This is a genomic window from Pseudomonas sp. ASL8 (assembly GCF_056680355.1).
Genome location: NZ_CM155278.1, coordinates 1160246 through 1185186, shown reverse-complemented (window position 1 = coordinate 1185186; position 24941 = coordinate 1160246). Strand labels below are relative to the sequence as shown.

The following is a 24941-nucleotide window of genomic DNA, read 5'->3' as shown; positions in this document are numbered from 1 at the left end:
AATCGAGGGCTGTACATGAGCTTTAGCAAAATTTATTCCGGGGTCGATCTTTGCCGCTCACCGCGACACCCTGTCAGACGTATTGCGCGGCCGCATAGGCCGAGGCCCAGGCCCACTGAAAGTTGAAACCGCCCAGATGCCCACTGACGTCCAGCACTTCGCCAATGAAATACAGCCCTGGCGATTTCAGCGACTCCATGGTCTTGGACGACACTTCGCGGGTGTCTATTCCGCCGAGGGTCACTTCCGCCGTGCGATAGCCTTCGGTGCCTGCGGGCACCACCTGCCAGCACGCCAGTTTTTCGGCGATATCGCTGAGTTCGCTCGGGGTGTACTGCTTCATCGGTTTGGAAACGAACCAGTGCTCGGCGATCAGGTTGGCCATTTTCTTGGTGAAGATTTCGCCAAGCAGGGTTTTCAGTTCGCTGTTGGGCCGTTCGGCTTGTTGTTGCAGCAGCCAGCTCGGCACATCGTGGTCCGGCATCAGGTTGATGACGACCGTTTCGCCTGATTGCCAGAACGAAGATATCTGCAAAATCGCCGGCCCGCTGAGGCCGCGATGGGTGAACAGGATGTTTTCGCGAAAGCTTGTGTCGTTGCAGCTGACCAGGCAATCCACCGATGTGCCGGACAACTCGGTGCACAGCGCTTTGAGTTGGTCGGTGATGGTGAACGGCACCAACCCGGCACGGGTCGGCAGCAAGGTATGGCCGAACTGCTTGCCCACTTGATAACCGAAGCCGGTAGCCCCCAGCGTCGGAATCGACAGGCCGCCAGTGGCGACGACCAACGACTGGCAATTCAACACGCCCGCCGTGGTATTCAGGCTGTAACCGGTGTCGGTTTTTTCGATGTTCTGCACTGACGTGTCCAGATGCAGGCTGACGCCGGCCTGTTCGCATTCGTTGAGCAGCATGTCGAGGATGTCGCTGGACTTGTTATCGCAGAACAACTGACCGAGCTTTTTCTCGTGGTACGCCACGCCATGCTTGGCCACCAGGGCGATGAAATCCCATTGGGTATAACGCGCCAGGGCGGATTTGCAGAAGTGCGGGTTTTGCGAGAGGAAGTTGCCGGGCTCGGTGTACATATTGGTGAAATTGCAGCGTCCGCCGCCAGACATGAGGATTTTCTTGCCAGCCTTGTTCGCGTGATCGATCAGCATCACCTTGCGCCCACGATTGGCCGCGGTCAGCGCGCACATCAAGCCTGCGGCGCCAGCGCCGATGATCACAACGTCAGTAACGGGCAAAGCAGAATCCTCAAAGAGCAGTTAAATCTTCGGTGTTTGATATGACGTCTTCGCGGATAAATCCGCTCCTACAGGGAAACTCATTCCATTGCAGGAGCGGATTTATCCGCGAAGCTTTTCGGCGGTTCTTACAAAATCCGCACGCGCAGCGAGCGGCCTTTGATTTTGCCGTTGTTCAAGCGCTCCAGCGCTTGCATGGCCACGACGCTTTCGACGGCTACATACGCCTGGAAATCGAAAATGGCGATTTTACCGACCTGGGTGCCGGGAATGCCGGCATCGCCGGTCAAGGCACCAAGAATGTCGCCAGGGCGAACCTTATCCTTACGGCCCGCGCCGATCATCAGCGTGGTCATGGTCGGTTGCAGCGGTGCGCCGCCTTTGCTTTTCAGTTCGTCCAGTTGCTCCCACTTCAGCGGAGATCTCTGCACGTCTTCGATGGCTCGGGCACGGTGTGCTTCGGACGGTGCAACCAGGCTGATCGCCAGGCCTTTCTCGCCGGCGCGACCGGTACGGCCAACCCGGTGAATGTGCATTTCCGAGTCCCGTGCCAGTTCGACGTTGAGCACCATGTCCAGTGCGTCGATATCCAGACCACGCGCCGCGACATCGGTCGCAACCAGCACCGAGGTGCTGCGGTTGGCAAACATCGCCAGGACTTGATCCCGATCGCGCTGTTCCAGATCGCCGTGCAGGCCGACGGCGGAAATGCCTTTGGCGGTCAGGTGATCGACCACTTCCTGGCATTGCTGCTTGGTGAAGCAGAACGCGACACAGGACTGAGGGCGGAAATGCCCGAGGACCTTCACCACAGCTTCAAGACGTTGCTCCGGGGTGATTTCGTAGAAGTGCTGCTCGATCTGGCTGTCCGCGTGCAAGGCTTCGACCTTGACCGTTTGCGGCGTGCGCATGAACTTCGAGGACAGCTGCTTGATCCCGGTCGGGTAGGTCGCCGAAAACAGCAGGGTCTGACGCTTGGCCGGGGTCTGCTCGATGATGTTCTCGATCGAGTCGTAGAAGCCCATGTCGAGCATGCGGTCGGCTTCGTCGAGGATCAGCGTGTTCAGACCGTCGAGGACCAGCGAGCCCTTGCGCAGGTGCTGCTGAATGCGTCCCGGAGTGCCGACGATGATGTGTGCGCCGTGTTCCAGAGAGCCGATCTGCGGGCCGAACGGCACGCCGCCGCACAGGGTCAGGACCTTGATGTTGTCTTCGGAGCGCGCCAGACGGCGGATTTCCTTCGCCACCTGGTCGGCCAGCTCACGGGTTGGGCACAGCACCAACGCCTGGCAACCGAAGAAGCGCGGGTTGATCGGGTTGAGCAGGCCGATGCCGAATGCAGCGGTCTTGCCACTGCCGGTCTTGGCCTGGGCAATCAGGTCCATGCCCTTGAGAATCACCGGCAGGCTCTGTGCCTGAATCGGCGTCATCTCGGCATAACCAAGGGACTCCAGGTTAGCCAACATGGGTGCGGAAAGAGGCAGTGAGTTAAAAGCGGTGCTAGTCACGGGACGGGCCTGCAAAACAAAATGTCGCGCAGTGTATCAGGTCGCGGGCCAGCATTAATGCTCGATCTCTGGTTCCGGACGAGGAGCACCCTGACTCCCCTTGGGCGGCAGCTGCAAGAAAATCCCGGCGGCCAGCATCGACAGCACGCCAACACTGAGGAAGGTCATTTGGAACGCGCCCAACAGGCTGCTCACTTCGCCGCGGGTCACGTCGTCGGTAAAACCGCCCAGCAACGCGGCCGCGCAGGCCACCCCAAGGCTCAAGGACAACTGCGCCACCACGGACAGCAGGCTGTTACCGCTGGCGGCGCTGGCATCGTCGAGGTCGATCAGGGTCACGGCGTTCATCGCGGTGAACTGCAGCGAATTCACCGCGCCCATCAAGCCGAGATGGACCAGCAGCACCCAATAGGAGGTCTGTGCGTCGACCAGCGCCAGACTCGCCAGCAGCGCACCCAGCAGAAACGTGTTGCCAGTCAGCACCACACGGTAACCGAGGCGTTCAATCAGCGGGCGTGCCACCGGCTTGGTGAGCATGGCGGCGATGGCCAGCGGGATCATGCTCATCCCGGCCTTGGAAGGCGAATAACCGAGGGCCACTTGCAACAGCAACGGCACCAGGAATGGCAGGGCACCGCTGCCCAGCCGGGAGAACAGGTTGCCAAAAATCCCCACGGCGAAGGACCGGGTTCGGAACAGCGCCGGTGCGAACAAGGGGTAATCGATGTTCCCGGCCCGCAGCCAGTAAGCCGCCAGACAGGCCATGCCGCCAAACAGTAGCAACACCACGCGCATGTGCGGCAGGTGAAGTTCGCCCAAGCCTTCGAGGGCGATGGTGATCAGCACCATCGACGCACCGAACAGCGCAAAGCCGACGCCGTCGAAGCGTGTTCGACCACCGCCTTGCAGGTCCGGCACGAGGGTTTTGACTGCGTAACAGCCGAGCAGGCCCACGGGCAGGTTGATCAGGAAAATCCAGTGCCAGCTCAGGTACTCGACGATCCAGCCACCCAGGGTAGGCCCCAGCAACGGGCCGAGCAGGCCAGGCACCGTGATGAAACTCATGATCCGCACCAGCTCCGAGCGGGGGTAGGCGCGCAACACAATCAAGCGGCCGATGGGCACCATCAATGCACCGCCCAGGCCCTGAACCACGCGGGCGGCCACCAGCATGCTCAGTGAGCCGGACAGCGCACACAGCAGTGAGCCCAGGCTGAACAACAGAATCGCGCCAAAGAAAATCCGCTTGATGCCGAACCGGTCCGCGATCCAGCCCGATGCTGGAATCAGCAAGGCCACCGTGAGCATGTACGCGATCACTACCGACTGCATGCGCAATGGGTCTTCGGCCAGGGAACGGGCCATGGCCGGCAACGCGGTGTTAAGGATCGTGCCGTCGAGGCTTTGCATGAAAAACGCAATCGCGACGACCCAGGGCAGCCAACGCAGGGTTCGAGCATCCAGAAGCGGTGTGCTGTTCGGCATACGATCCTTAGAGCGTGAGGGTCAATCGGCTGATCAAGGCGCCCGGCAGCAGGCTTGAAGCTGTCTGGCGTTGACTGTAGGTGCTGGCGGACAGAATCAGTTCCCGCTCGCAGGTCAATGCTTCGAGGGCGGTCCCCAGCAGGCTGTAGGCGCTGTCGTCGAAACGCATGGTACTGACGGGCGCCTGAATCTCGCCGTTCTCGACCCAGAACGTGGCGAAGCGGGTCATCCCGGTCAGCCGTGCGGCCGATTGGTCGGAGAAGTTGAGGTACCAAAGGTTGCTGATGTAGAGCCCGGTACCGAGCTGTTTGAGTACCTGCTCCAGCGCCAGCGTACCGGCCGCCATGCTCAATGCACTTGGCGATTCGCCTCCGCCAGCACCGTTGGCGGTCAGGCCATACTCTGCCGCGCTGCGTGAACCCACCAGTTGTTCCTGGGCGAGGCCCGCGTTGATCAGCGGCAGATCCCGGCGCGGATACCCTTCGCCGGAGAACGCCGGTGACAGTGAGCCGGTCACCTGTTCGTCCAGACTCACCAACGGGTTGAGCCGGGCGTCGCCGTTGTACAACCGTTGCAACGGGCTGGTCTTGCTGGCCAGCGCTTCTGCGGAAAACCCGCCCCAGCACAGCATGCCGATGATTTCATCCAGCGCTGCGGGGGCCAGATAGGCGCGGTACTGGCCGGGCGCCAGGGTGCGCAACGGCTGGTCGAGGAACTCAAGCTGCTCGCGCGCCTGCTGGAAGCGCCGGGCGAAGGTCGCAGCGTCCCAGGCGTGGCCTGCGTAGTTGGCTTTGACGGCCTGACCGTTGGCGTGGAACAGGCTCCAGTCGAAGTTGAAACTGTTGGCCTGATGCCAGCCCAGCGCGCCCCAGGAGCTGGCAAACCCCCTATACAGTGGGCCTGCGGCGTAAAAGCCCACCAGGTCCAGGCCTTCAGCCAGTTCACTGATGTGTTCAAGTACACGTGCGGTGTCCGGCAGCGGCGGGTTCTGGCTGTTGCTGATCTGCCAGGCGTCGGTGTTGGGCAACAGATAGGGATCCTGCGGCAGCAAGACCAACGTTTCGCGCAATTGTTGCAGCGCCTCGGCCAAGCGCGCCTGATCGACCTGAGCATCGCCCGCCAAGGTCAGGTGCAGGTCGGCGTGTCGTCCGTCGTCGATCAATTTGACGTTCAGACTGGCCTGTTGCACATGCCCGGCCTGACGCACTTTGGCGTGGTTGAAACGAATGAACTCAGAGGCTTCGGCGTTGTAGCCGAGGGTGAAGGTTTCCTGTTCGGTGATCGCGCTGCGCAGCCACTCGACCAGTGCTTCGAACTGCTGTTGCTGAGTCATCTGCGCCATCACGCATCCCCTCCGAAAACATCGACCCGGGAAAATACACAGGCGGGTGAAGCATGGCCGACGCGGACCACCTGATTAGGTTCGCCTTTGCCGCAGTTGGGCGTGCCAAGGACCTCGAAGGTACTGGCATCGCCAACAGCGCTGAGGTTGCGCCAGAAGTGCGCGGAAATGGCCCGATAGTTCGGGTTTTTGACCACGCCTTTGAGTTCGCCGTTTTCGATCAATTGACCCCATTCGCACCCGAACTGGAATTTATTGCGTGCGTCATCAATCGACCAGGAGCGGTTGGTCGACATCAGGATGCCGTGCTCGATGCCACCGATCAGTTGTGCGAGCGACTGGTCGCCGGGCTCGATATTCAGATTGGCCATGCGGTCGATGGGCGGACGGTTCCAGCTGCATGCGCGGCTGTTGGCGACCCCTTCCATGCCGGAGCGGTATTGCGACAACGCGCCGCCCAGTGGCCGAATCAGCAAGCCTTCGCGGATCAGAAACGCTTTGTTCGCTGGCGTGCCGTCGTCGTCATACGCGTAGCTGGCGAGCTGTTCGGGTATGTCCGGGTTAAAGGTCACGTTGAGCAGTTCCGAGCCGTATTGCAGGCTGCCGAAGTCACTGGTTTTGACAAAGCTGGTGCCCGCGTAATTACGCTCGTCGCCGAGAATGCGGTCCAGTTCCAGCGGGTGGCCGATGGATTCGTGGATTTGCAGAATCATCTGGTCCGGTGTCAGCAGCAGGTCGCGCGGTCCCGACGGGGTGTTGGGGGCCATGATCAGTTGCAAGGCCTGATCGGCGACCTGTGCTGCCGCGCCAATCAGCCCACAGTTGGCGATGACTTCGGCGCCGCCTTGCTGGCCAAAGTTGTCGCGGCCAAGGCTGCGGGTCTGGCTGTCCTGGCCGTCGTAAGCAGTGACGCTCATTCCCGGGTAGACGTAACGCTGGGCCTGACGAATCTCGGCACCGGCGCTGTTTAGATAAATCTGCTCGACGTTCTCCAGGCCAAGGCTGACCTGCCAGCTCACCAGACGTTTGTCGGCGGGCACGGCGGCGGACTCTGCGCCCAGTAATTGGTAGCACTCACTCAGCGATGGAAAAACGTCGCTGAGGTTGGGCGAAAGATAATCGGCGCGGCTGCTGGACACCGGCTGGTCGCGCAGATCCAGGAGGGCGTGGGGTGCAAGATGCAGAGCGTGTTGCTCGGCTTTTTCCAGCGCGGTCTGTAGCCCGCGTTGCGAGACATCGTTAGTCGCGGCGTAGGCTTCGACGCCGTTGATCCGCACCGTCAACATCGCGCCTTCGTCGCTGCTCAGGTGTGGGGGCTCGGCGACGTTTTTGCGTACCGACAGGTGTTGGCTGGTTTGCCGGACGTAACGCAGCGAGAAAAATTCGGCGCGACTCTGCAAGGCGGCAAACCGCTGCTTGAGCTGAGCGGAGAAATCGAACATGCAGAGAGGCTCCTTTTTGCGGGCATCGCCGATGTGTGAGCGCGCTTGCCTGCGATCGACCGCATCGCGGTCGCTAAATAGCGGACAGGGTTATAGGTTCAGCCTGAACAGCTTTAAACCGGGCAACCCTTGCTGCGCAGAATTGCGTCGAAACGGTCCTTGTCCAGCGTGCCGGCCTGGATCGCTTCCAGCGTGGCCTTTTCGCGCGCCAGCAGGTCGTGGCAGCGCACCAGCAGTTCGGCCAGTTCACTGCGAGCGGCGGCGACTACGCCGTCACCGTCGCCGATCATCAAGTCGCCGGGCATGACCAGCATGCCAGCGCAGGAAATCGGTACGTTGATTTCGCCGCCACCGTCGGTACTCGGGCCGCGGTGTACGCCGCCGATGGCATAAGCCGGAAGCTCGCCGGTCTGCCACTCATCGAGGTCGCGCAGGGCGCCGTTGATGACCACGCCGACGATGCCGGCCTTGAGTGCCATGGCGCGCATGATTCCGCCGAACACTGCACGGGTCAGGTCGGCGCTGCCGTCGATGACTAGCACATCGCCGGGACGGGCCATTTGCATGGCTTTGAGGATCATCAGGTTATCGCCAGGGCGAACGCGCACGGTCAGGGCGCTGCCGAGCATCGGGGTATTGCCATGGAATGCTTTGAGCCCCAGACCGCCGACATTGCGGCCCAGGCAGTCGCTGACTGCTGCGGCGGGAATCTTGCTGAAGGCTTGCAGCCATTTCGGATCGAGGGGTTCAGCGTTTGGGTTGATCATATAGCCCGTGGGCCATAAGCTCGAAGACACTACATCAAACATAGAAAAAGCCTCGTGGCCAGTCAGGGCTGGCGCGTCGATTGAAGCAGGGGTTGATCGTTTGCGTGGCAATAGATTAGGCCTGCGCACAGGTCAGGATCAAGTGCGGTCAGGTGCGGGGGCCATTACGGTCATCTGTTGAGCGTCGTAGCGGCGCGCCTATAAAGTCCAGACTGGCAGCAAATGCTGCAGACGCTACCCACCCTCTCGTCGTCGATGTAGGACTCATCCTCAAACCACACCGGAAACGTCTCCTTCGTATCCCCCCGCATTGAACCCGTTCGTCATCCACGGCATGTTTCGCCCTTTCTGGCAGACCTATCAAAGGACGGCTTATGTCTGACGCGATCATCCGGTTTCTTGACCGTCCCGCCCTGAACGGGCCTCGTCTGGAACAGGGGCAGAAGATAGCGTTCCTTATCGAAGCCGCCCACGCGCCTGCCGCATGGACGGTACTGATGCAGCAAGGCGCGCAGTACAACGTTGACCAGCTGTGGTTCGGCACGCCGTTTCAGGCGCGCATGGCCCAAGGGCCCTCCTGGTTTGTGGTCAACGCCGCGTGCGTCGACGGGCTGGCGGAGGTGTGTCATCAACGCCCCGCCGGCATGGCTTTGACCTGCACTGACCCGGCGCAGGCACTGGCGCATGCCCGAACATTACTGAGCATGACCCCGCCGAATGTATTGTCGATCCACGACCCCGCTATCTGGGCCGCGCTGGCAATGGAAAACACCCGGCAACACGCCTGCCTGTTCGGGCCGTGGAGTGAGGTTTACACCCCGGTTCCTGGCGTTAATCCCGCATCACGCCAGTGGCATGCCTGGAAAGCCGAAACACCCGCCGCAGGGCTCTGCGAATATCCCCTCGCTTTCCCGGAGACCCTGTACTCGACCTACAAGGACATCCGCTGGCTGCACTGGTTACGGCAGAACCCGCTGCACTTTGCCCAGGTACCAGACCACGAACTGCCCCGCGTAGTCACCAACCTCAACTTCTTCGTGAAGCACGGCATCGGCATCGACCGTGACCTGTTGCAGTTGTCTGCGCTGCTCACCCACGGCGACATGCGTGAGCGCGAAGACCTGCTCCCGATCCTTACCTCGCGCGAGCGGCCACACCGTCGGGTCGAGCAGTTGCTACAGGGATTACAGCCATGACCACTCACATTTATACCGTCCAGGAAGACGACACCCTCAGCGGTCTCGCGCAGCGATTGAACAGCAGTGTCGACGAATTACGGCGCCTCAATCCCTTTATCAACAACCCGAACTACATCCGCACGGGTTGGACACTGAACGTGCCTGACACCGCCGACGCACCCGCGGCGGACAGCCCGCCGCCCGCACCAGACACCCGCGCCCTGGAGGTGTTGCACCTCGATCCCGTTGCCGCGCCGCCTGAACACTGCACCGTCAATTTCTGCGGCGAGCAGCCGTGCACGCGAGACACCCATTACGCCGACGTTATTTACGAAGTCGGCCAGGAGCGCTTCTGGCTGCTGCGCGAACACACCCTCAACACGCTGGTCGCCGCTGCCGATGGTCTGCAAAAAAAACTGCTGACCACTGATCCCGACTCACGCATCAACGCCCTGAATAGCGCGGGTCTGCTGGAGCCCTTTCTTGAACCCAAAACCAGCAGCTTTCTCGATGCTCAGGACAGTCAGCGGTATCTGGAAATCGAGCATGAGCTGTCGACGATCAGGGGCGAGATTGAACGCACACAAGCAGAGGCCAAAGCGCAGAACGGCCTGAATATCGATAACACGCCGAACATGTCGGGCGAACAGCGCAAGTACGTAGGTGAACGGCAGCGTGCTTATCAGCCATTGCGTCAGCAACACGCTGCACTCGATGCCAAGGGCCATAAAATCGCCCGCGAACGCGGCTACAGTTTTGAAGACGGTCATCTGTACAGCGCCGAGGCGATGAACGCTCGCGAGATCATCCAGCGCTACCTCAAACAGCGCCAGATTCTGGTGGATCTTGGTAAGCCGCACTTTAGTCAGGAGCAAATAGCTGAGTTTCAAAAGGAATACGACACGCTAAAAGCCGATCTGAAATACACCTACAACCGAAACGCGCCGCTACGTTTGGATGCCGAGCAGTGGCTGTTGACACATAGAAAGCAATTTCACTATTCCGAATTCACAAAAACCCTTCTCGAAGCCGCCGCCTACGGCCTGGCCTTGCCCGAGTACGCCCTGCAAGGCGACAGCGGGGAGATTCAGCAAGGGTTTGAGGCGTACGAGAAATACCACGCCTTGCTCAGGCAAAAAGCAGCCTTGGATCAACACGTCGAAAAATCATTCGACAATTGGGTCAATGTTGCCAAACAACAGCCTCCGAGCAGCCTGTTCTCCACGGAAGCCGTGCAGTGGCAGGCACTTGAAGCCCAAGAGCAGGCGCTGAAGAAAAAGGCCGAAGCGTTCGTCAAACATTCCAAACCCCTGCGTCATCTGCTCTGGAACCCCGAGACCTTCGCGCCACAACCGCAACAACGGCTGGTGCGTACCCACTTTCCGTTGCGAGAAATCAGCGTGCCTACCGAGCGCACACGCCTGCGCCACTTGAGCCTCACCGACGTACTCAACCACCTCAACCAACGCACCCGTGACCTGCTCAAGGAAGACCTGAACAAAGCACTGGCCCAAGCCAAAGACCCCACCGTCAAAGTGACTGCGGGCAATACGAGTGCCGACCCGGACCTGTTCACCTCCTGGCTGAAAATGAACGACGCTCGGCCCATTGAAATCCAGGACGGCTGGTTCGACCGCAACGGCTTTTTCCAGCCTGAAACGTTCAAGCGCTACATCAAGAACGAACAGATCTACATCGAGAACCTGCGCGACGACGCCACCTTCGACGCGTGGGGTGAAGACCTGCGCCAGATACTGTTCAAGCAAAGCACCCTCGGCCCGTTGCGCTTGTTCGATAACAGCCCGCAAGCGCGCTTGATCCGCTGCTTGACCCCGGCCCCAAGCAGCGTGCAACTCGCCAGCCAAGTCCTCGCCCCCAGCGTCAGCCTGAAAAAAGGCCTGGGCGCGTCGGCCAACGTGACAATGGATGTCAATCTGGCGCAGGGCGAAATTGAGGTGGCCTCGTTTGAGTTGCCTGGGCGGGCTGACGCGGAAAACATGACACTGAGCTACAAAAACGAGAACGACGACCAGGGCCAGAAAGTCGCAGACGGTATCGTCAAGTTCGGAAAGGTTTGCCTGACCGGCAGCATCAAGGCCTGGGGCTTCGCCGGCGCCTCAATGATGCTCAGCGCCAACCTGCGTGTGGGCCCGAACAAACAGGAAAACGACGACCTAGGCCTGGACACCGGCCGCGACGCGGAGCGCCGCCTCAGCCGCGCAGAAACCGGCCTGAGACCCTACATCCGCCACGACGACCTCCTCGGCGGACAGTTCAACCTGTTCGCTGGCGTACAGGGTGGGGTCAAAATCAATGGCTCACTGCTCTGGGCGCCGCCCGACGACCTGCTGACCCTGCGCCACCCGATCTTCAAGAAACACGTCGACAACGACGGTTGGCTGGAACTCGCCACCCTGGGCATCGACGCCTCCGCCGCATTAGGTGTCGGCACCAAGGCCGGGCTTAACCTGTCCCTGCAAAACGGCTACGTGATCCTGCGCATGAACGCCTCCGCTGTCGCCGGTGTTGGCGTGCAAGGCGCTTTCAACTTCGTCGTGGGCTACAAGGCGATTATCCAGATCCTGGATATCTTCAATAAAGCCCTGGTTGAAAACAACTATAAGAAAATGGTCTGGGTACAACCGGAGGCCTTCGCGTACTTCAGCAAACTGCAACTGCTTAGCGCGCTGGGTGTGGACATGCAGTGGGCGTTCTTGCGGGGGTATAACGTTGTGAGTCGGGTGTATGACGCGATAAAGGCCGGGGGGCGGGCAGGGCCGATGGCGCGGGATGTTGTCCGTAACGAAAATAACTCGGAGTTTAAGCAATGGTACTCAACCTTGACGCCAGAGGGGTTGGGGTCGCTGCTGGATACGCTCTTGAGTACGCCGAAAGCCTTTACTGTTGATGAGGGAGATCGCAAAAAAGAATACAACCGTCGAGAGGCTCACTTAGTTCAACAGTACGCGATCGAAATCGTTTTAAGCGCCATCTATGAAAGTGCCATGGCAGGCTCATACAATACGATAGGCTATGAAAATCTTGCGTCGGCACAAGAGCGGTTTGGCAAAGCAGTGCTGCGTTTTTCATCCTTTAATAAGCCGGAAAATCCCGGGTTTATTTATTGTGAAAATGTATACCGGATGAGTAATTTCATGGCGGCAAATGCTGGTGAGCGACAACAAGATAGAAGCATGCAGGAACGTTATAGAAAAGCGAGGCATCGATTGGGCGAGGCGATGGACACTGCCTGTGATTTTGCATCAATGACAAAATGCTGGGACCCAGATGCAGGGACGGAGCTGGCACCATGGCCAAAATATTGATTGTCGCAGTGAAAATAACCGGACTGCTGTTGCTGTTCAGTCATTGCGCTTGGGCTCAATTGACACCCGCGCAAGAGGAGGCGCGGGCTAAAGGTGTGTTTTTCTATAATATGAATGATGACTATACAGCCAGGCCTTTTCTTGAAATATCCGCAAAGGCCGGAGATGGGGAATCACAGTATTACTTGGCGGAAATCATCCGAACGAGAAAAAAATATATCAACTTCGAGACGCAAGCGCTGTACGAAGCCGCCGCTGAAAAAGGCGATATTTACGCCATGATGCGGTTGGCCGATAAAGGTGATGACCTTTGTCACATCATGGAGAATTGTCCGCCTGATATAAAAACACCTCAGCAGTGGTCGGAAACCGCTCGTGAACTGGCTAAGGAACGGGTGAGTCAAGGCGACACCGAAGCGATGTACCAACTTTTTTTACTGACCGGTAAATTCGACTGGCTAACCCAGGCAGCAGAGTCCGGCTTTCCAAGGGCTCAATACAGGCTCGGAGGGATATACGAAGATGGCTTTGGCACTTTCCTGATCCCCGGTAACCGGAAAAAGGAAATCGAGAAATGGTACAAGGCCTCGGCGGAAGGCGGCTATCCACCCGGTATGAACAGTTACGCCGACTTTCTGAATGCACGCGGAGATCGTCAAGGGTTTGCTTACTGGATTGAGCAATCGGCCAAAGCCGGAGACTTTGGTGCCATGTCCGACTATGCGGCTTGGGCGGCACATATGCCCGACGAAGTCGGCTATCCGCTTGATCTGGTAAAAGCCTATGGGCTAACACTGCTCATGGCAGAAGCGGACCCCGGCAGTGGACCGTCATCGCCTGGCTACGGAGGGCAAGTACTGCCAAGGGTCGCAGCCAAAATGACCCCCGGACAAATCGAAGCCGGCAAGGCGTACGCCAAAGAGTGGGCGAAAACCCATCCGCCGCTGTCGAGATTCCCCCCGAAGTACGGATTTTAATAGTCGCTGGGCGCTTCATTCCAAAAGATGAATCGCCCATTACTATGGATGGCAACTGCATGCATAAAATGTTTGTTGGTTTCGCAAAGACGATCTTCACGCTATTTATCGTCTGTAACAGTGCTTGGGCTCAATTGACACCCGCGCAAGAGGAAGCGCGGATTAAAGGAATATTTTCATACAATATGATGAGGGGGTTTACCGCGAAGCCTTATTTGGAAATAGCCGCCAAGGCCGGTGATGGGGAAGCCCAGTATTATCTGGCAGAACTTATACGGCTCCGAAAAAAACATATTACCGCCGAGGCGCAAGCGCTGTACGAAGCCGCCGCCGAAAAAGGTGATATTTACGCCATGATGCGATTGGCCGATAAAGGTGATGACCTCTGTCACATCATGGAGAATTGCCCGCCTGATATAAAAACACCTCAGCAGTGGTCGGAAACCGCTCGTGAACTGGCTAAGGAACGGGTGAGTCAAGGCAACACCGAAGCGATGTACCAGCTTTTTTTACTGACCGGTAAATTCGACTGGTTAACCATGGCAGCAGAGTCGGGGTTCCCAAGAGCTCAATACAGACTCGGAGGGATATACGAAGATGGCTTTGGCACTTTCCTGATCCCCGGCAATCGGGAAAAAGAAATCGAGAAATGGTACCGGACCTCGGCGGAAAGTGGCTATGCGCCGGGTATGAACAGTTACGCCGACTTTCTTAATGCACGCGGAGATCGTCAAGGGTTTGCTTACTGGATTGAGAAATCGGCCAAAGCCGGAGACTTTGGTGCCATGTCCGACTATGCCGCTTGGGCAGCACATATGCCCGATAAAGTCGGTTACCCGCTTGATCTGGTAAAAGCCTACGGCCTGACGTTGCTCATGGCAGAAGCAGATCCCGGCAGCGGGCCGTCATCGCCGGGCTACGGAGGGCAAGTACTGCCCAAGGTCGCCGCCAAAATGACCCCCGAACAAATCGAGGCCGGCAAGGCCTACGCCAAAGAGTGGGCGAAAACCCATCCGCCGCTGTCGAGATTCCCGCCTAGGTACGGATATTAATAGTCACTGGGCGCTTCATTCCAAAAATTAAGCGCCCATTACTATGGATGGCAACTGCATGCATAGAATGTTTGTTGATTTCACAAAGACGATCTTCACGCTATTTATCGTCTGTAACAGTGCTTGGGCTCAATTAACACCCGAGCAAGAAGAGGCGCGCAGCCAAGGTCTATTTTTCTTAAATATGATCAAGAGTGCAAAGGCAAGCCCCTTCCTTGAAATATCAGCCGAGGCTGGAGACACGGAGTCACAGTATTACTTGGCTGAAATTCTAAGGCGGAACCAAAAAGTTATAACGCCGAGATCTCAGGAACTGTACGAAGCCGCCGCTGAAAAAGGCGATATCTATTCAATGATGCGATTATCCGATAAAAATGATGACCTTTGTCACATCATGGAGAATTGTCCGCCAGATATAAAAACACCTCAAGAGTGGCTGGAAAGCGCACGCTCACTGGCCAAAGAAAGAGCCGCTCAGGGGGATGGTGAGGCCATGCAGCAACTTTTCATGATAACCGGTCATTTTGATTGGTTAGTCAAAGCAGCGGAGTCCGGCTTCCCTGATGCGCAGGAATGGCTCGGCTCTTTATATAAAGAAGGTGTTGGCACTTTTCTGATCCCCGGCAACCGGAAAAAGGAAATCGAGAAATGGTACCGGGCCTCGGCGGAAAGTGGCTATGCGCCGGGTATGAGTAGCTATGCCGATTTACTGCAAAAATTTGGAGATCTCAAAGGTGCTGGTTATTGGACAGAAAAAGCAGCCGAGGCCGGTCACTTTGGTTCTATGTCTAGTTACGCCGCGTGGACTGCTCATATGCCCGACGAAGTCGGCTACCCGCTTGATCTGGTAAAAGCCTACGGTCTGACACTGCTTATGGCAGAAGCAGATCCCGGCAGAGGGTCGTCATCGCCGGGTTACGGAGGGCAAGTACTGCCCAAGGTCGCCGAAAAAATGACCCCCGAACAAATAGAAGCCGGCAAGGTCTACGCCAAAGAGTGGGCAAAAACCCATCCGCCGCTGTCGAGATTCCCCCCTAAGTACGGGTATTGATGCCAGCTGGGCAGGGCGTGAAGGGTCTGACGCGGGTGCAGGACACACCGCGTCAGGCAGGCTTACTGCGCCGTACGGCTCACTTCACGCAGCGGTTTGCCGCGTGCAGGCTTGTCGCCGGCCACATAGTAGACCGCCGTGCTGCGGGGCAGGGGAGACCGGCCACGGATTTTGTCGGCGATTTTTTCGGCGATCATGATCGTGGGGGCGTTGAGGTTGCCGGTGGTGATCAGCGGCATGATCGACGCGTCCACCACACGCAAACCCTGCACCCCATGCACACGACCGTCACCATCGACCACGGCCAGCTCGTCGGTGCCCATCTTGCACGAGCAAGAGGGGTGGAACGCCGTTTCGGCATGTTCACGCACGAACTGATCGAGTTGCTCATCCGTCTGCACGTCGATGCCCGGGCTGATTTCACGGCCACGGTACGGGTCCAGCGCTGGCTGCTGCATGATTTCCCGGGTCAGGCGGATGCCGTCGCGGAACTCTTGCCAGTCCTGCTCGGTGGCCATGTAGTTGAAAAGGATGCTCGGGTACTCGCGCGGATTTTTGGATTTCAGCTGCACGCGACCACGGCTCGGCGAGCGCATGGAGCCGACGTGCGCCTGGAAGCCATGTTCTTTCACGCCGTTGCTGCCGTTGTAGTTAATCGCGACCGGCAGGAAGTGGTACTGAATGTTCGGCCACTCGAATTCTTCTCGCGAGCGAATGAAACCGCCTGCTTCGAACTGGTTGCTGGCGCCGATGCCGGTGCCGAGGAACATCCACTCTGCGCCAATGGCCGGCTGGTTCCACCACAGCAGTGAGGGGTACAGCGAAACCGGCTGGGTGCAGGCGTACTGCAGGTACATTTCCAGGTGATCCTGGAGGTTCTCGCCCACACCTGGCAGGTCGTGAACCACCGGGATGTCCAGGCTCTCGAGCAGTGCGGCCGGGCCGACGCCGGAGCGCTGCAGAATCTGCGGCGAACCGATGGCGCCGCTGCACAGCAACACTTCTTTGCGCGCTTTGGCTTCGATACGGGTATCGCTGTCGCCGACCATGTAAGACACGCCGACTGCACGCTTGCCGTCGAACAGAATCCGGTCGGTCAGGGCGTGGGTGACGATGGTCAGGGTCGAGCGCTTTTTGGCTTGATCGAGGTAACCGCGAGCGGTGCTGGCGCGACGGCCATTGGGCGTCACGGTGCGGTCCATCGGGCCGAAGCCTTCCTGCTGATAACCGTTCAGGTCGTCTGTACGCGGGTAACCGGCTTGCACACCGGCTTCGACCATGGCGTGGAAGAGGGGGTTGTTACCGGCTTTAGGCGTGGTCACGCTGACCGGACCGTCGCCACCGTGGTAGTCGTTCGGGCCGATATCGCGGGTTTCCGCCTTGCGGAAATACGGCAGGCAGTCGAGGTAGCTCCAGTCTTCAAGGCCGGGGGTTTTCGACCAGCCGTCGTAGTCCATCGCGTTGCCACGGATGTAGCACATGCCGTTGATCAGCGAAGAACCACCCAGGCCCTTGCCCCGACCACATTCCATGCGGCGGTTGTCCATGTGCGGTTCTGGATCGGTTTCGTACGCCCAGTTGTAGCGACGGCCCTGAAGCGGGAAGGCCAGCGCCGCAGGCATTTGGGTACGGAAGTCGAAGCGATAGTCCGGTCCGCCTGCTTCGAGCAGCAGCACGGTGACGCCGGGGTCTTCGGTCAGACGGGCCGCCAGGGTGTTACCGGCAGAGCCGGCCCCGATGATGATGTAATCGAATGCTTGGGACATTAAATGCACCCTCTGTTAATGGGCGGGGGTGTGTCAGATGTGCCGCCTTCGCGAAAGTATTCGCGAAGGCGGCCAGTGGGATGTCAGAACACCGACGCGTAATCGCCCAGTTCAACTTGTACGGACTTGATGCGGGTGTACTGCGCCAGCGAGCTGATGCCGTTTTCACGACCCACGCCCGACTGCTTGTAGCCACCGACCGGCATTTCTGCGGCTGACTCGCCCCAGGCATTGATCCAGCAGATACCGGCTTCGAGCTGGTGAATGACGCGGTGGGCGCGGTTCAGGTCTTTGGTGACGACCCCTGCGGCCAGACCGAATTCAGTATCGTTGGCGCGGCGGATCACTTCTTCCTCGGTGTCGTAGCTGAGGATGCTCATGACCGGGCCAAAGATTTCTTCGCGGACGATGGTCATCTCGTCGGTGCAATCGGTGAATACGGTGGCTGAAACGAATGCGCCTTTGGCCAATTCACCTTCAGTCAACCGTTCGCCGCCGCACAGCAGGCGAGCGCCTTCTTCTTTGCCTTTGGCTATGTAGCCCAGCACGCTTTCCATGTGGGCGAAGCTCACCAGCGGGCCGAAGTTGGTGTTTTCATCCTGCGGGCTGCCGACGCGGATGCGCTTGACGCGCTCGACGATTTTGGCTTCGAAGGCGGCTTTCAACGCGCTCGGTACGAACACCCGAGTACCGTTGGTGCACACCTGACCGGAACTGTAGAAGTTGGCCATCATCGCGATGTCGGCTGCGCGGTCCAGATCGGCGTCGTCGAAAATGATCAGCGGCGACTTGCCACCCAGCTCCATGGTCACGTCTTTGAGCGACGAGCTCGACGCGCTGGCCATGACTTTCTTGCCGGTGTCGGTGCCACCGGTGAACGAAATCTTTTCGATACGCGGGTGTTCGGTCAGCCAGGTGCCCACTTCACGGCCACTGCCGGTCAGAACGTTGAATACGCCGTCCGGAACACCGGCTTCGGTGTAGATCTCGGCCAGCTTCAGGGTAGTCAACGACGTGACTTCGCTCGGTTTGAAGATCATCGCGTTGCCGGCCGCCAGGGCTGGGGCGGACTTCCACAGGGCGATCTGGATCGGGTAGTTCCAGGCGCCGATCCCGGCGACCACACCCAGCGGCTCGCGGCGGGTATAGACAAACGAAGAGGTGCGTAGCGGGATTTGTTCGCCTTCGATGGCCGGGACCAGGCCTGCGTAATACTCCAGCACGTCGGCGCCGGTGACGATGTCGACGTAACGGGTTTCGGAAATCGATTTCCCGGTGTCCAGGGTTTCCAGATCGGCCAGTTGATCGTTGCGCTCACGCAAAATATCCACCGCACGACGCAGGATGCGCGAGCGCTGCATGGCCGTCATCGCGGCCCAGATTTTCTGACCTTTTTCGGCACTCACAACCGCACGCTCGACGTCTTCTTTGGTCGCGCGCTGCACGGTGGCAAGGACTTCGCCATTAGCCGGGTTGATGGATTCGAAAGTGGCGTCGCCACTGGCGTCGACGTAACCGCCGTCGATGTAGAGTTTTTGCAGTTCGAAACGGGCCATAGTGTCCTCGCAAGTGCGGTGTGGTTTGGCGCTCACACTGATCAGGTGCCATTAGTTGTGGCAACGCGGGTCAGTGACAGTTCAGGGGCTGATGCTGTTTGTGCTCTAGCTCGCCTGCTTCGCCAGTTGCTGGTCCATGTATTCGTAAGCGATCTGTTGCGCCTGCTCGGTGTCGAAAGCATCTCCCGACAGCGCGCCACGCAACCATAATCCGTCGATCAAAGCCGCCAGGCCGCGGGCAGCACTGCGCGCTTGAGGCAACGGCAGTACCCGGCGGAACTGGCAGCACAGGTTTGAATACAGGCGGTGATCGTTGATCCGCTGCAACCTGTGCAATGACGGCTGGTGCATGCTGGCGGCCCAAAAGGCCAGCCAGGTTTTCATCGCCGGGCCGTTAACCTGGCTGGCGTCGAAGTTGCCTTCGACAATCACCTGAAGATGCGCCCGGGGGCTGTTGTCGCTGAGTGCCAGGCGTCGCTCGCTGACGTTCACGATCAGGGCGTTCATCAGATGGCGCATGGTCGCTGCGATCAGGCCATTCTTGTCTTTGAAGTAGTGGCTGATGATGCCGTTCGACACACCGGCCAATCGTGCGATCAGCGCGATGCTGGCGTCGCCCATCCCAACCTGATCGACCGCCTCTAGCGTGGCCTGGATCAACTGTTGACGGCGGATGGGTTGCATACCGACCTTTGGCATTTCAAGCATCTCCTTAGGTCGCCAAGTGATCATGTTTTGATCAATTTGGCGGTGATGCAGTCTATTTTGTTTTGATTGAACGTTCAATCAATAAAAAACAACCGCTGCGACTATGGGGTGATGTTCTTGATGTTCGGGTTATGAAAGGAGAGAAAAGTGGTGGGAGCAGGCTCGCCCGCTCCCACAGCGGAGGGTGTCAGCCCAGATTCTTACCGAGTAATGCGTGGTACAACTCGCTGTCGCCGAGGATGCCGACCACGCGGTTGCCTTCTTGCAGGACCAGCTTGTTGCCAGTCTGATAGCGGATTTGCAGCGCGTCGCGCATGCCGATGTCTGAATGCACCAGCGTCGGACGACGGTGCAGGCCTTCCATGGGTTGCCCTGGCGTCCAGTTTTGCAGGTCGAGGTTGGCTGCGCCTTGGCGAGCACCCTTGATAGTGTTGCCTTCTGCCAGACCAATCCACGAGTCACCGCTCGGGTCGAGGCAGATCTCGCCGTTGACGCGGGTGCAGTTGTCCACGGTGCGCATCAAGCTGCGGCCGCACAAGACGTTGAGCGGGTTGGTATGGGCGACGAACGTGCGCACATACTCATCGGCAGGGTTGAGCACGATTTCTTCGGGCACGCTGTACTGGACGATCCGGCCGTCCTTCATGATCGCGATCCGGCTGCCGAGCTTGAGCGCTTCATCAAGGTCGTGGCTCACGAACACAATGGTTTTGTTCAGCTTGCTTTGCAGCTCCAGCAGCTCGTCTTGCAAGCCCTGGCGAATCAGGGGGTCGAGGGCCGAGAAGGGTTCGTCCATCAACAGAATGTCGGCGTCCATCGCCAGCGCACGGGCCAGGCCGACGCGCTGTTGCATGCCACCGGAAAGCTCATCGGGCTTTTTATTGCGCCATTGGGTCAAGCCCACCAGCTCAAGTTTTTCATCCACCAGCGTGCGTCGTTCTTTTTCGGGACGACCCTGCATCTCGAGACCGAAGCTGATGTTTTCGCGCACCGTCAGCCAAGGCATCAGGGCGAATTTCTGGAAGACCATGGCGATACGCTTGGTGCGCATCAGCTTCAATTCGGCCGGTGTACACGAGGCGATATTGATTTGCGCGCCTTCGTGCTCGACGAACAATGCGCCACGGCTGACGGTGTTCAAACCGTTGATACACCGCAACAGACTGGATTTGCCTGAGCCGGAGAGACCCATCAGCACGCAGATTTCGCCTTTCTCGACATCGAGGCTGGCTTTCTCTACACCGACGATCTGGCCGGTCTTTTTCAGGATCTGATCACGTGTCAGGCCTTGGTCCAGCAGTTTCAGGGCTTCACGTGGATCTCTGGCGAAGACAACGTCTACGTTGTCGAAGCGGATTATGCTCATGCGTCACCCCTTACCTGTGCGTCAGGTTGTTTGCAGATACGGTCGAGCATGATCGCCAGCAGTACGATCGCCAGGCCTGCTTCGAAGCCCAGGGCGATATCAGCAGTGTTCAGTGCGTTGACCACGGGTTTACCCAAGCCGTCGGCGCCTACCAGTGCCGCGATCACAACCATCGACAACGACAACATGATGCATTGGGTGATACCGGCTGCAATGCTCGGCATGGCATAGGGCAATTCAATGCGCGAGAGCAATTGACGGCGCGAGCAGCCGAAGGCTTTACCGGCGTCCATCAACTCTTGCGGTACATCGCGGATACCCAGGTAAGTCAGGCGGATAGGCGCGGCAATCGCGAACACCACCGTGGAAATCAGGCCGGGTACCACACCCAGACCGAACAGGGTCAGGGTAGGAATGAGGTAAACGAAGGTCGGTACAGTCTGCATCAGGTCGAGGACCGGGCGCATGACGGTATAGAACATCGGTTTGTGCGCGGCGACGATGCCTAACGGTACGCCAATCAGCACACAGACAAAGGTAGCGAACAGCACCTGGGCGAGGGTCTCCATGGTCTCCTGCCAGTACCCCAGGTTGAGGATCAGCAGGAACGAGATGATGACAAAAGCGGTCAGGCCCCATTTACGCTGGATAAAGTGAGCGAGTAGAGCAATCAGGCCGATCAATGCCAGCGGATTGAACCAGGTCAGCGCGAACGTCACGCCGTGGATCATCGTTTCCAGTGTCGAAGCGATCGCATCGAAATAGTTGGCGCCATGTTGCGTCAGCCATTCGACGAAGGCAGCGATGTACTGGCCTAGAGGGATTTTGTGATCAGTCAGCATGGTATTGAACGTCCGCATGCGGGGGAATATTTACAACTGCAGGCGGGCGAACCCGCCTGCACTCGGGTTACTGGGTCAGTTTGGCCTTGGCGGCCTCCAGGCCTGGTTTACCGTCAATGGTGGTCACGCCAGCGAGCCAGGTATCAAGGATCTGTGGGTTCTTCTTCAGCCAGGCTTTGGCTGCTACATCAGCCTTCATTTTGTCGTCCAGGACGTTGCCCATCAGCGAGCTTTCCATGTTCAGGGTGAACGACAGGTTTTTCAGCAACTGGCCCACGTTGCTGCATTCCTGGGTGTAGCCCTTGCGGGTGTTGGTGTAGATGGTGGCCTGACCGAAGTTCGGACCGAAGTAGTCGTCGCCACCTGTCAGGTATTTCATCTTGAAGCGGGTGTTCATCGGGTGCGGTTCCCAGCCGAGGAAGACCACGTCAGTGTTGCGACGCGAGGCGCGATCCACTTGGGACAGCATGCCGGCTTCACTGGACTCGACCACTTTGAAGCCCGCGGCCTTGAGCCCGAACGCGTCCTTGTCGATCATGGACTGGATCAGGCGGTTGCCATCGTTACCCGGTTCGATGCCGTAGATCTTGCCGTCGAGTTCCTTCTTGAATTTGGCGATGTCGGCGAAGTCATGCAGACCTTTGTCGTAAAGCGCCTGAGGAACGGCCAGGGTGTACTTGGCGTTTTCCAGGTTGGGACGAACGGTGTCCACGGTGCCGGCATCACGATAAGCCTTGATGTCGTTCTCCATGGTCGGCATCCAGTTGCCGAGGAACACGTCCATGTTCTTGCCATCGGCCAGCGACTTGTAGGTCACGGGTACGGAAATCATGGTGGTCTTGGTTTTGTAACCAAGCGACTCAAGCACGGCACTGGTCACTGCGGTGGTCACGGTGATGTCGGTCCAGCCGACATCGGAGAAGTTAACGGTCGCGCACTGCGCCGGTTCTGCAGCTTGCGCCAGCAGCGGCAGACTCAGCGCAACGGCCAACAGCAACGTTTGGGAACCTTTCATCGATGGACTCCTAGGTGTTTTCTTCTCGTCATCAGCCGGTAGGGGCCGATGCGGTTTGTGTGTTGCAGCTGAATGGCGAGGCGTGTCACGCAACAGCTCTGCCACTGCGCCTGGCAATCGAGTCGAGACTGATCATGTAACAGTGAAAAACAAACGCCTACAGGGGGCGTCGCATCCAGTACATACCGGGTCGTATCCAGTGTCGGCAACGTCGCTTACAGATTTTTTAGCCGGCGAAAAGGTACTTTCCAGGTGTCGATACGGCATCTTGATGGTCCGATCAGTCGCAAACCGTCATGCCGGGATGCTCTCCATCAGCGGCGACGTTAGTGAGTATGGGTGCGTCGGTGTCAGACGCCGTACGCCGCGATAAAAGCCTGATGATGCGCCCATCTCGGCGGATAGCAGCTTCAGCGTAGCAGCTCCGTCACCGGGCGCTTTTGGCGTCGGGAGTCTCGACTACAGAGGGTTTGCGGTAATGGCTATCAGTGTGTTCGACCTGTTCAAGATCGGTATCGGTCCCTCCAGTTCACACACCGTGGGGCCTATGCGCGCCGCGGCGCTTTTTGTTCAGGGGCTGCGCGAGCGTGGGCAACTGGCTCAGGTCGTCAGGGTTGAAGTAAGGCTTTATGGGTCGCTGTCGGCCACCGGTATCGGCCATGGCAGCGACAATGCGGTGATCATGGGGTTGATGGGCGAATGGCCGGATGCTATCGACCCGTCGCAGATCGGGCTGCGCATCGCCACCCTGAAGGAAACCGACACGCTGCTATTGGACAGTGCCTTGCCCATCCCGTTCCAGTGGCGGCGCGACATGCTGCTCATCGATGAAAACCTGCCGTTCCATCCCAACGCCATGACCCTGATTGCTGAAAGCGCGGACGGAGAGCTGCACCGCGACACGTATTACTCGGTCGGCGGTGGTTTTGTGGTGGATGAAGCCCAGGCTGCAAGCGGTGTACTGGACATGGACCGTACGGTGTTGCCGTACGATTTCTCCAGCGCAGCCGAACTGCTTGCCTTGTGCCAGCAGCATGGTTTGCGCGTGTCCGAGCTGATGATGGCCAACGAAAAAGTCTGGCGCAGCGAAGAGGAAATCCGCACCGGGCTGATGCGTTTGTGGCGTGCGATGCAGGATTGTGTCGACGAGGGCCTTAAGCACGAAGGCATCCTGCCCGGCGGTTTGAATGTGCGTCGTCGGGCTGCGCGTTTGCACCGCAGTCTGTTGGAGTTGGGCAAGCCTAACGTGATCGGTTCGACCCTCAGCGCCATGGAGTGGGTCAACCTGTTCGCCCTGGCCGTCAACGAAGAGAACGCGGCCGGTGGGCGCATGGTCACGGCACCCACCAATGGCGCGGCGGGGATTATTCCGGCGGTGCTGCATTACTTCGTCAAGTTCAGCGAGGAGGTCAGCGAGGCCAATGTGGTCGACTACTTCCTGGCGGCCGCGGCGGTGGGCATTCTCTGCAAGAAGAACGCCTCGATCTCGGGTGCCGAGGTCGGTTGCCAGGGTGAAGTGGGTTCGGCCTGCGCCATGGCGGCGGCTGGATTGGCGGACATTCTTGGCGCCACTCCGGAGCAGTTGTGCAACGCGGCGGAAATCGGTCTGGAACATAACCTGGGGCTGACCTGCGATCCGGTCGGCGGGTTGGTGCAGGTGCCGTGCATCGAGCGCAACGCCATCGCGGCGGTGAAGGCGATCAATGCTGCGCAGATGGCGCTGCGGGGCGACGGTCAGCACTTTATCTCGCTGGATCGGGTGATCCGGACCATGCGTGATACCGGCGCGGACATGCACGACAAGTACAAGGAAACCTCGCGCGGCGGGTTGGCGGTCAGCGCCATTGAGTGTTGAGACAACATCTGCGGCGAGCCCAAATCCTGTAGGAACGGGCTTGCCCGCGATTGGCTTGACCGGTTAGTCAGACAGACGGCCATCGCGGCGGGAGGCATAGTTATAGGCCTGCTCCTACAATGGGCACAGCCCATCTGCACCGCCACCTTTTAGCGCGCGGTGCTTTGAGCACCGACCGCTGGTCGGTTCGTGCACTGCAGTGACACTCCTTTAGTCTAGGTAGGCACGCACTTCACACAAGTGCTACCGAAGTGCTCAACCTCCCGGATCAGCCCGCAGCATAAGGCGTCTACGGCTTATAACCCCTCTAGTCGTGGGTCCTTATATAGACGCATCACGACGTCGTTTTCAGGTTTTATTGAATGGCCATTCAACTTTAGGCATGGCAATTGCGTTGTCATCACAAAGCCCCCCATCGCATGGGCAATAACAAGAGCCTCGCCTGAGGCCATC

At 58.7% G+C, this 24941-nt stretch carries 18 protein-coding genes; 6 read left to right on the top strand and 12 right to left on the bottom strand.

Annotated features, from left to right (window positions below; genetic code table 11):
- Positions 1 to 73 precede the first annotated feature (73 nt).
- The 6 genes from AC1MEA_RS05310 to AC1MEA_RS05285 all read right to left on the bottom strand — a co-directional run bounded on the left by AC1MEA_RS05310 (position 74) and on the right by AC1MEA_RS05285 (position 7796).
- Complete coding sequence (locus tag AC1MEA_RS05310) at positions 74 to 1252, bottom strand: BaiN/RdsA family NAD(P)/FAD-dependent oxidoreductase (RefSeq protein WP_480917036.1); 1179 nt, start codon at positions 1250 to 1252, stop codon at positions 74 to 76.
- Positions 1253 to 1380: 128 nt separating this feature from the next.
- Complete coding sequence (gene dbpA / locus AC1MEA_RS05305) at positions 1381 to 2760, bottom strand: ATP-dependent RNA helicase DbpA (protein ID WP_219064461.1); 1380 nt, start codon at positions 2758 to 2760, stop codon at positions 1381 to 1383.
- A gap of 54 nt (positions 2761 to 2814) precedes the next feature.
- The gene (gene mdtD, locus AC1MEA_RS05300; RefSeq protein WP_480917035.1) at positions 2815 to 4245 is read right to left on the bottom strand and encodes a multidrug transporter subunit MdtD; all 1431 of its coding nucleotides are present in this window, start codon (positions 4243 to 4245) and stop codon (positions 2815 to 2817) included.
- Positions 4246 to 4252: 7 nt separating this feature from the next.
- Positions 4253 to 5578 carry a TldD/PmbA family protein gene (locus AC1MEA_RS05295; protein WP_480918099.1) on the bottom strand — a complete coding sequence of 442 codons (1326 nt, stop codon included), beginning with the start codon at positions 5576 to 5578 and terminating at the stop codon, positions 4253 to 4255.
- Between the two features lie 8 nt (positions 5579 to 5586).
- Positions 5587 to 7029, bottom strand: a complete 1443-nt coding sequence (locus AC1MEA_RS05290) for a TldD/PmbA family protein (protein WP_480917034.1) — start codon at positions 7027 to 7029, stop codon at positions 5587 to 5589.
- A 113-nt stretch (positions 7030 to 7142) separates the two neighbouring features.
- Positions 7143 to 7796 carry an RraA family protein gene (locus tag AC1MEA_RS05285; RefSeq protein ID WP_449634343.1) on the bottom strand — a complete coding sequence of 218 codons (654 nt, stop codon included), beginning with the start codon at positions 7794 to 7796 and terminating at the stop codon, positions 7143 to 7145.
- A 374-nt stretch (positions 7797 to 8170) separates the two neighbouring features.
- On the opposite strand from AC1MEA_RS05285, the gene AC1MEA_RS05280 reads away from it, so the two are divergent.
- The 5 genes from AC1MEA_RS05280 to AC1MEA_RS05260 are packed head-to-tail and all read left to right on the top strand — an operon-like array spanning position 8171 to position 15380.
- Entirely contained in the window at positions 8171 to 8992 is an 822-nt protein-coding gene (locus AC1MEA_RS05280; RefSeq protein ID WP_480917033.1) for a hypothetical protein, read from the top strand.
- Positions 8989 to 12300 carry a LysM peptidoglycan-binding domain-containing protein gene (locus AC1MEA_RS05275; RefSeq protein WP_480917032.1) on the top strand — a complete coding sequence of 1104 codons (3312 nt, stop codon included), beginning with the start codon at positions 8989 to 8991 and terminating at the stop codon, positions 12298 to 12300. The genes AC1MEA_RS05280 and AC1MEA_RS05275 overlap by 4 nt, the downstream gene beginning before the upstream one ends.
- Positions 12285 to 13277: a tetratricopeptide repeat protein gene (locus tag AC1MEA_RS05270; protein ID WP_480917031.1), complete on the top strand. Its 993-nt coding sequence runs from the start codon at positions 12285 to 12287 to the stop codon at positions 13275 to 13277. Before AC1MEA_RS05275 ends, AC1MEA_RS05270 begins: the two co-directional genes overlap by 16 nt.
- Positions 13278 to 13336: 59 nt before the next feature.
- The gene (locus AC1MEA_RS05265) at positions 13337 to 14329 is read left to right on the top strand and encodes a tetratricopeptide repeat protein (protein ID WP_480917030.1); all 993 of its coding nucleotides are present in this window, start codon (positions 13337 to 13339) and stop codon (positions 14327 to 14329) included.
- A gap of 58 nt (positions 14330 to 14387) precedes the next feature.
- On the top strand, positions 14388 to 15380 hold the full coding sequence (locus AC1MEA_RS05260) for a tetratricopeptide repeat protein (protein ID WP_480917029.1): 993 nt from the start codon (positions 14388 to 14390) through the stop codon (positions 15378 to 15380).
- A gap of 62 nt (positions 15381 to 15442) precedes the next feature.
- Here the strand turns inward: AC1MEA_RS05260 and betA are convergent, their stop codons facing one another.
- From betA to AC1MEA_RS05230, 6 genes are all read right to left on the bottom strand, one after another.
- The gene (betA, locus tag AC1MEA_RS05255) at positions 15443 to 17146 is read right to left on the bottom strand and encodes a choline dehydrogenase (protein ID WP_219064453.1); all 1704 of its coding nucleotides are present in this window, start codon (positions 17144 to 17146) and stop codon (positions 15443 to 15445) included.
- 83 nt (positions 17147 to 17229) lie between these two features.
- Entirely contained in the window at positions 17230 to 18702 is a 1473-nt protein-coding gene (gene betB, locus AC1MEA_RS05250) for a betaine-aldehyde dehydrogenase (protein ID WP_480917028.1), read from the bottom strand.
- Positions 18703 to 18807: 105 nt separating this feature from the next.
- Positions 18808 to 19401, bottom strand: coding sequence for a transcriptional regulator BetI (gene betI, locus AC1MEA_RS05245; RefSeq protein ID WP_219062366.1), 594 nt, complete (start codon positions 19399 to 19401; stop codon positions 18808 to 18810).
- A 196-nt stretch (positions 19402 to 19597) separates the two neighbouring features.
- Entirely contained in the window at positions 19598 to 20776 is a 1179-nt protein-coding gene (gene choV, locus AC1MEA_RS05240; protein ID WP_449634059.1) for a choline ABC transporter ATP-binding protein, read from the bottom strand.
- The gene (gene choW / locus AC1MEA_RS05235; RefSeq protein WP_219062368.1) at positions 20773 to 21618 is read right to left on the bottom strand and encodes a choline ABC transporter permease subunit; all 846 of its coding nucleotides are present in this window, start codon (positions 21616 to 21618) and stop codon (positions 20773 to 20775) included. Before choW ends, choV begins: the two co-directional genes overlap by 4 nt.
- A gap of 67 nt (positions 21619 to 21685) precedes the next feature.
- The gene (locus AC1MEA_RS05230; RefSeq protein ID WP_449634058.1) at positions 21686 to 22633 is read right to left on the bottom strand and encodes a choline ABC transporter substrate-binding protein; all 948 of its coding nucleotides are present in this window, start codon (positions 22631 to 22633) and stop codon (positions 21686 to 21688) included.
- A gap of 478 nt (positions 22634 to 23111) precedes the next feature.
- Here AC1MEA_RS05230 and AC1MEA_RS05225 point away from each other — a divergent pair, with 478 nt between their 5' ends.
- Positions 23112 to 24488 (top strand): L-serine ammonia-lyase, encoded by a 1377-nt coding sequence (locus tag AC1MEA_RS05225; protein WP_480917027.1) that lies wholly within the window; start codon positions 23112 to 23114, stop codon positions 24486 to 24488.
- Positions 24489 to 24941 lie beyond the last annotated feature (453 nt).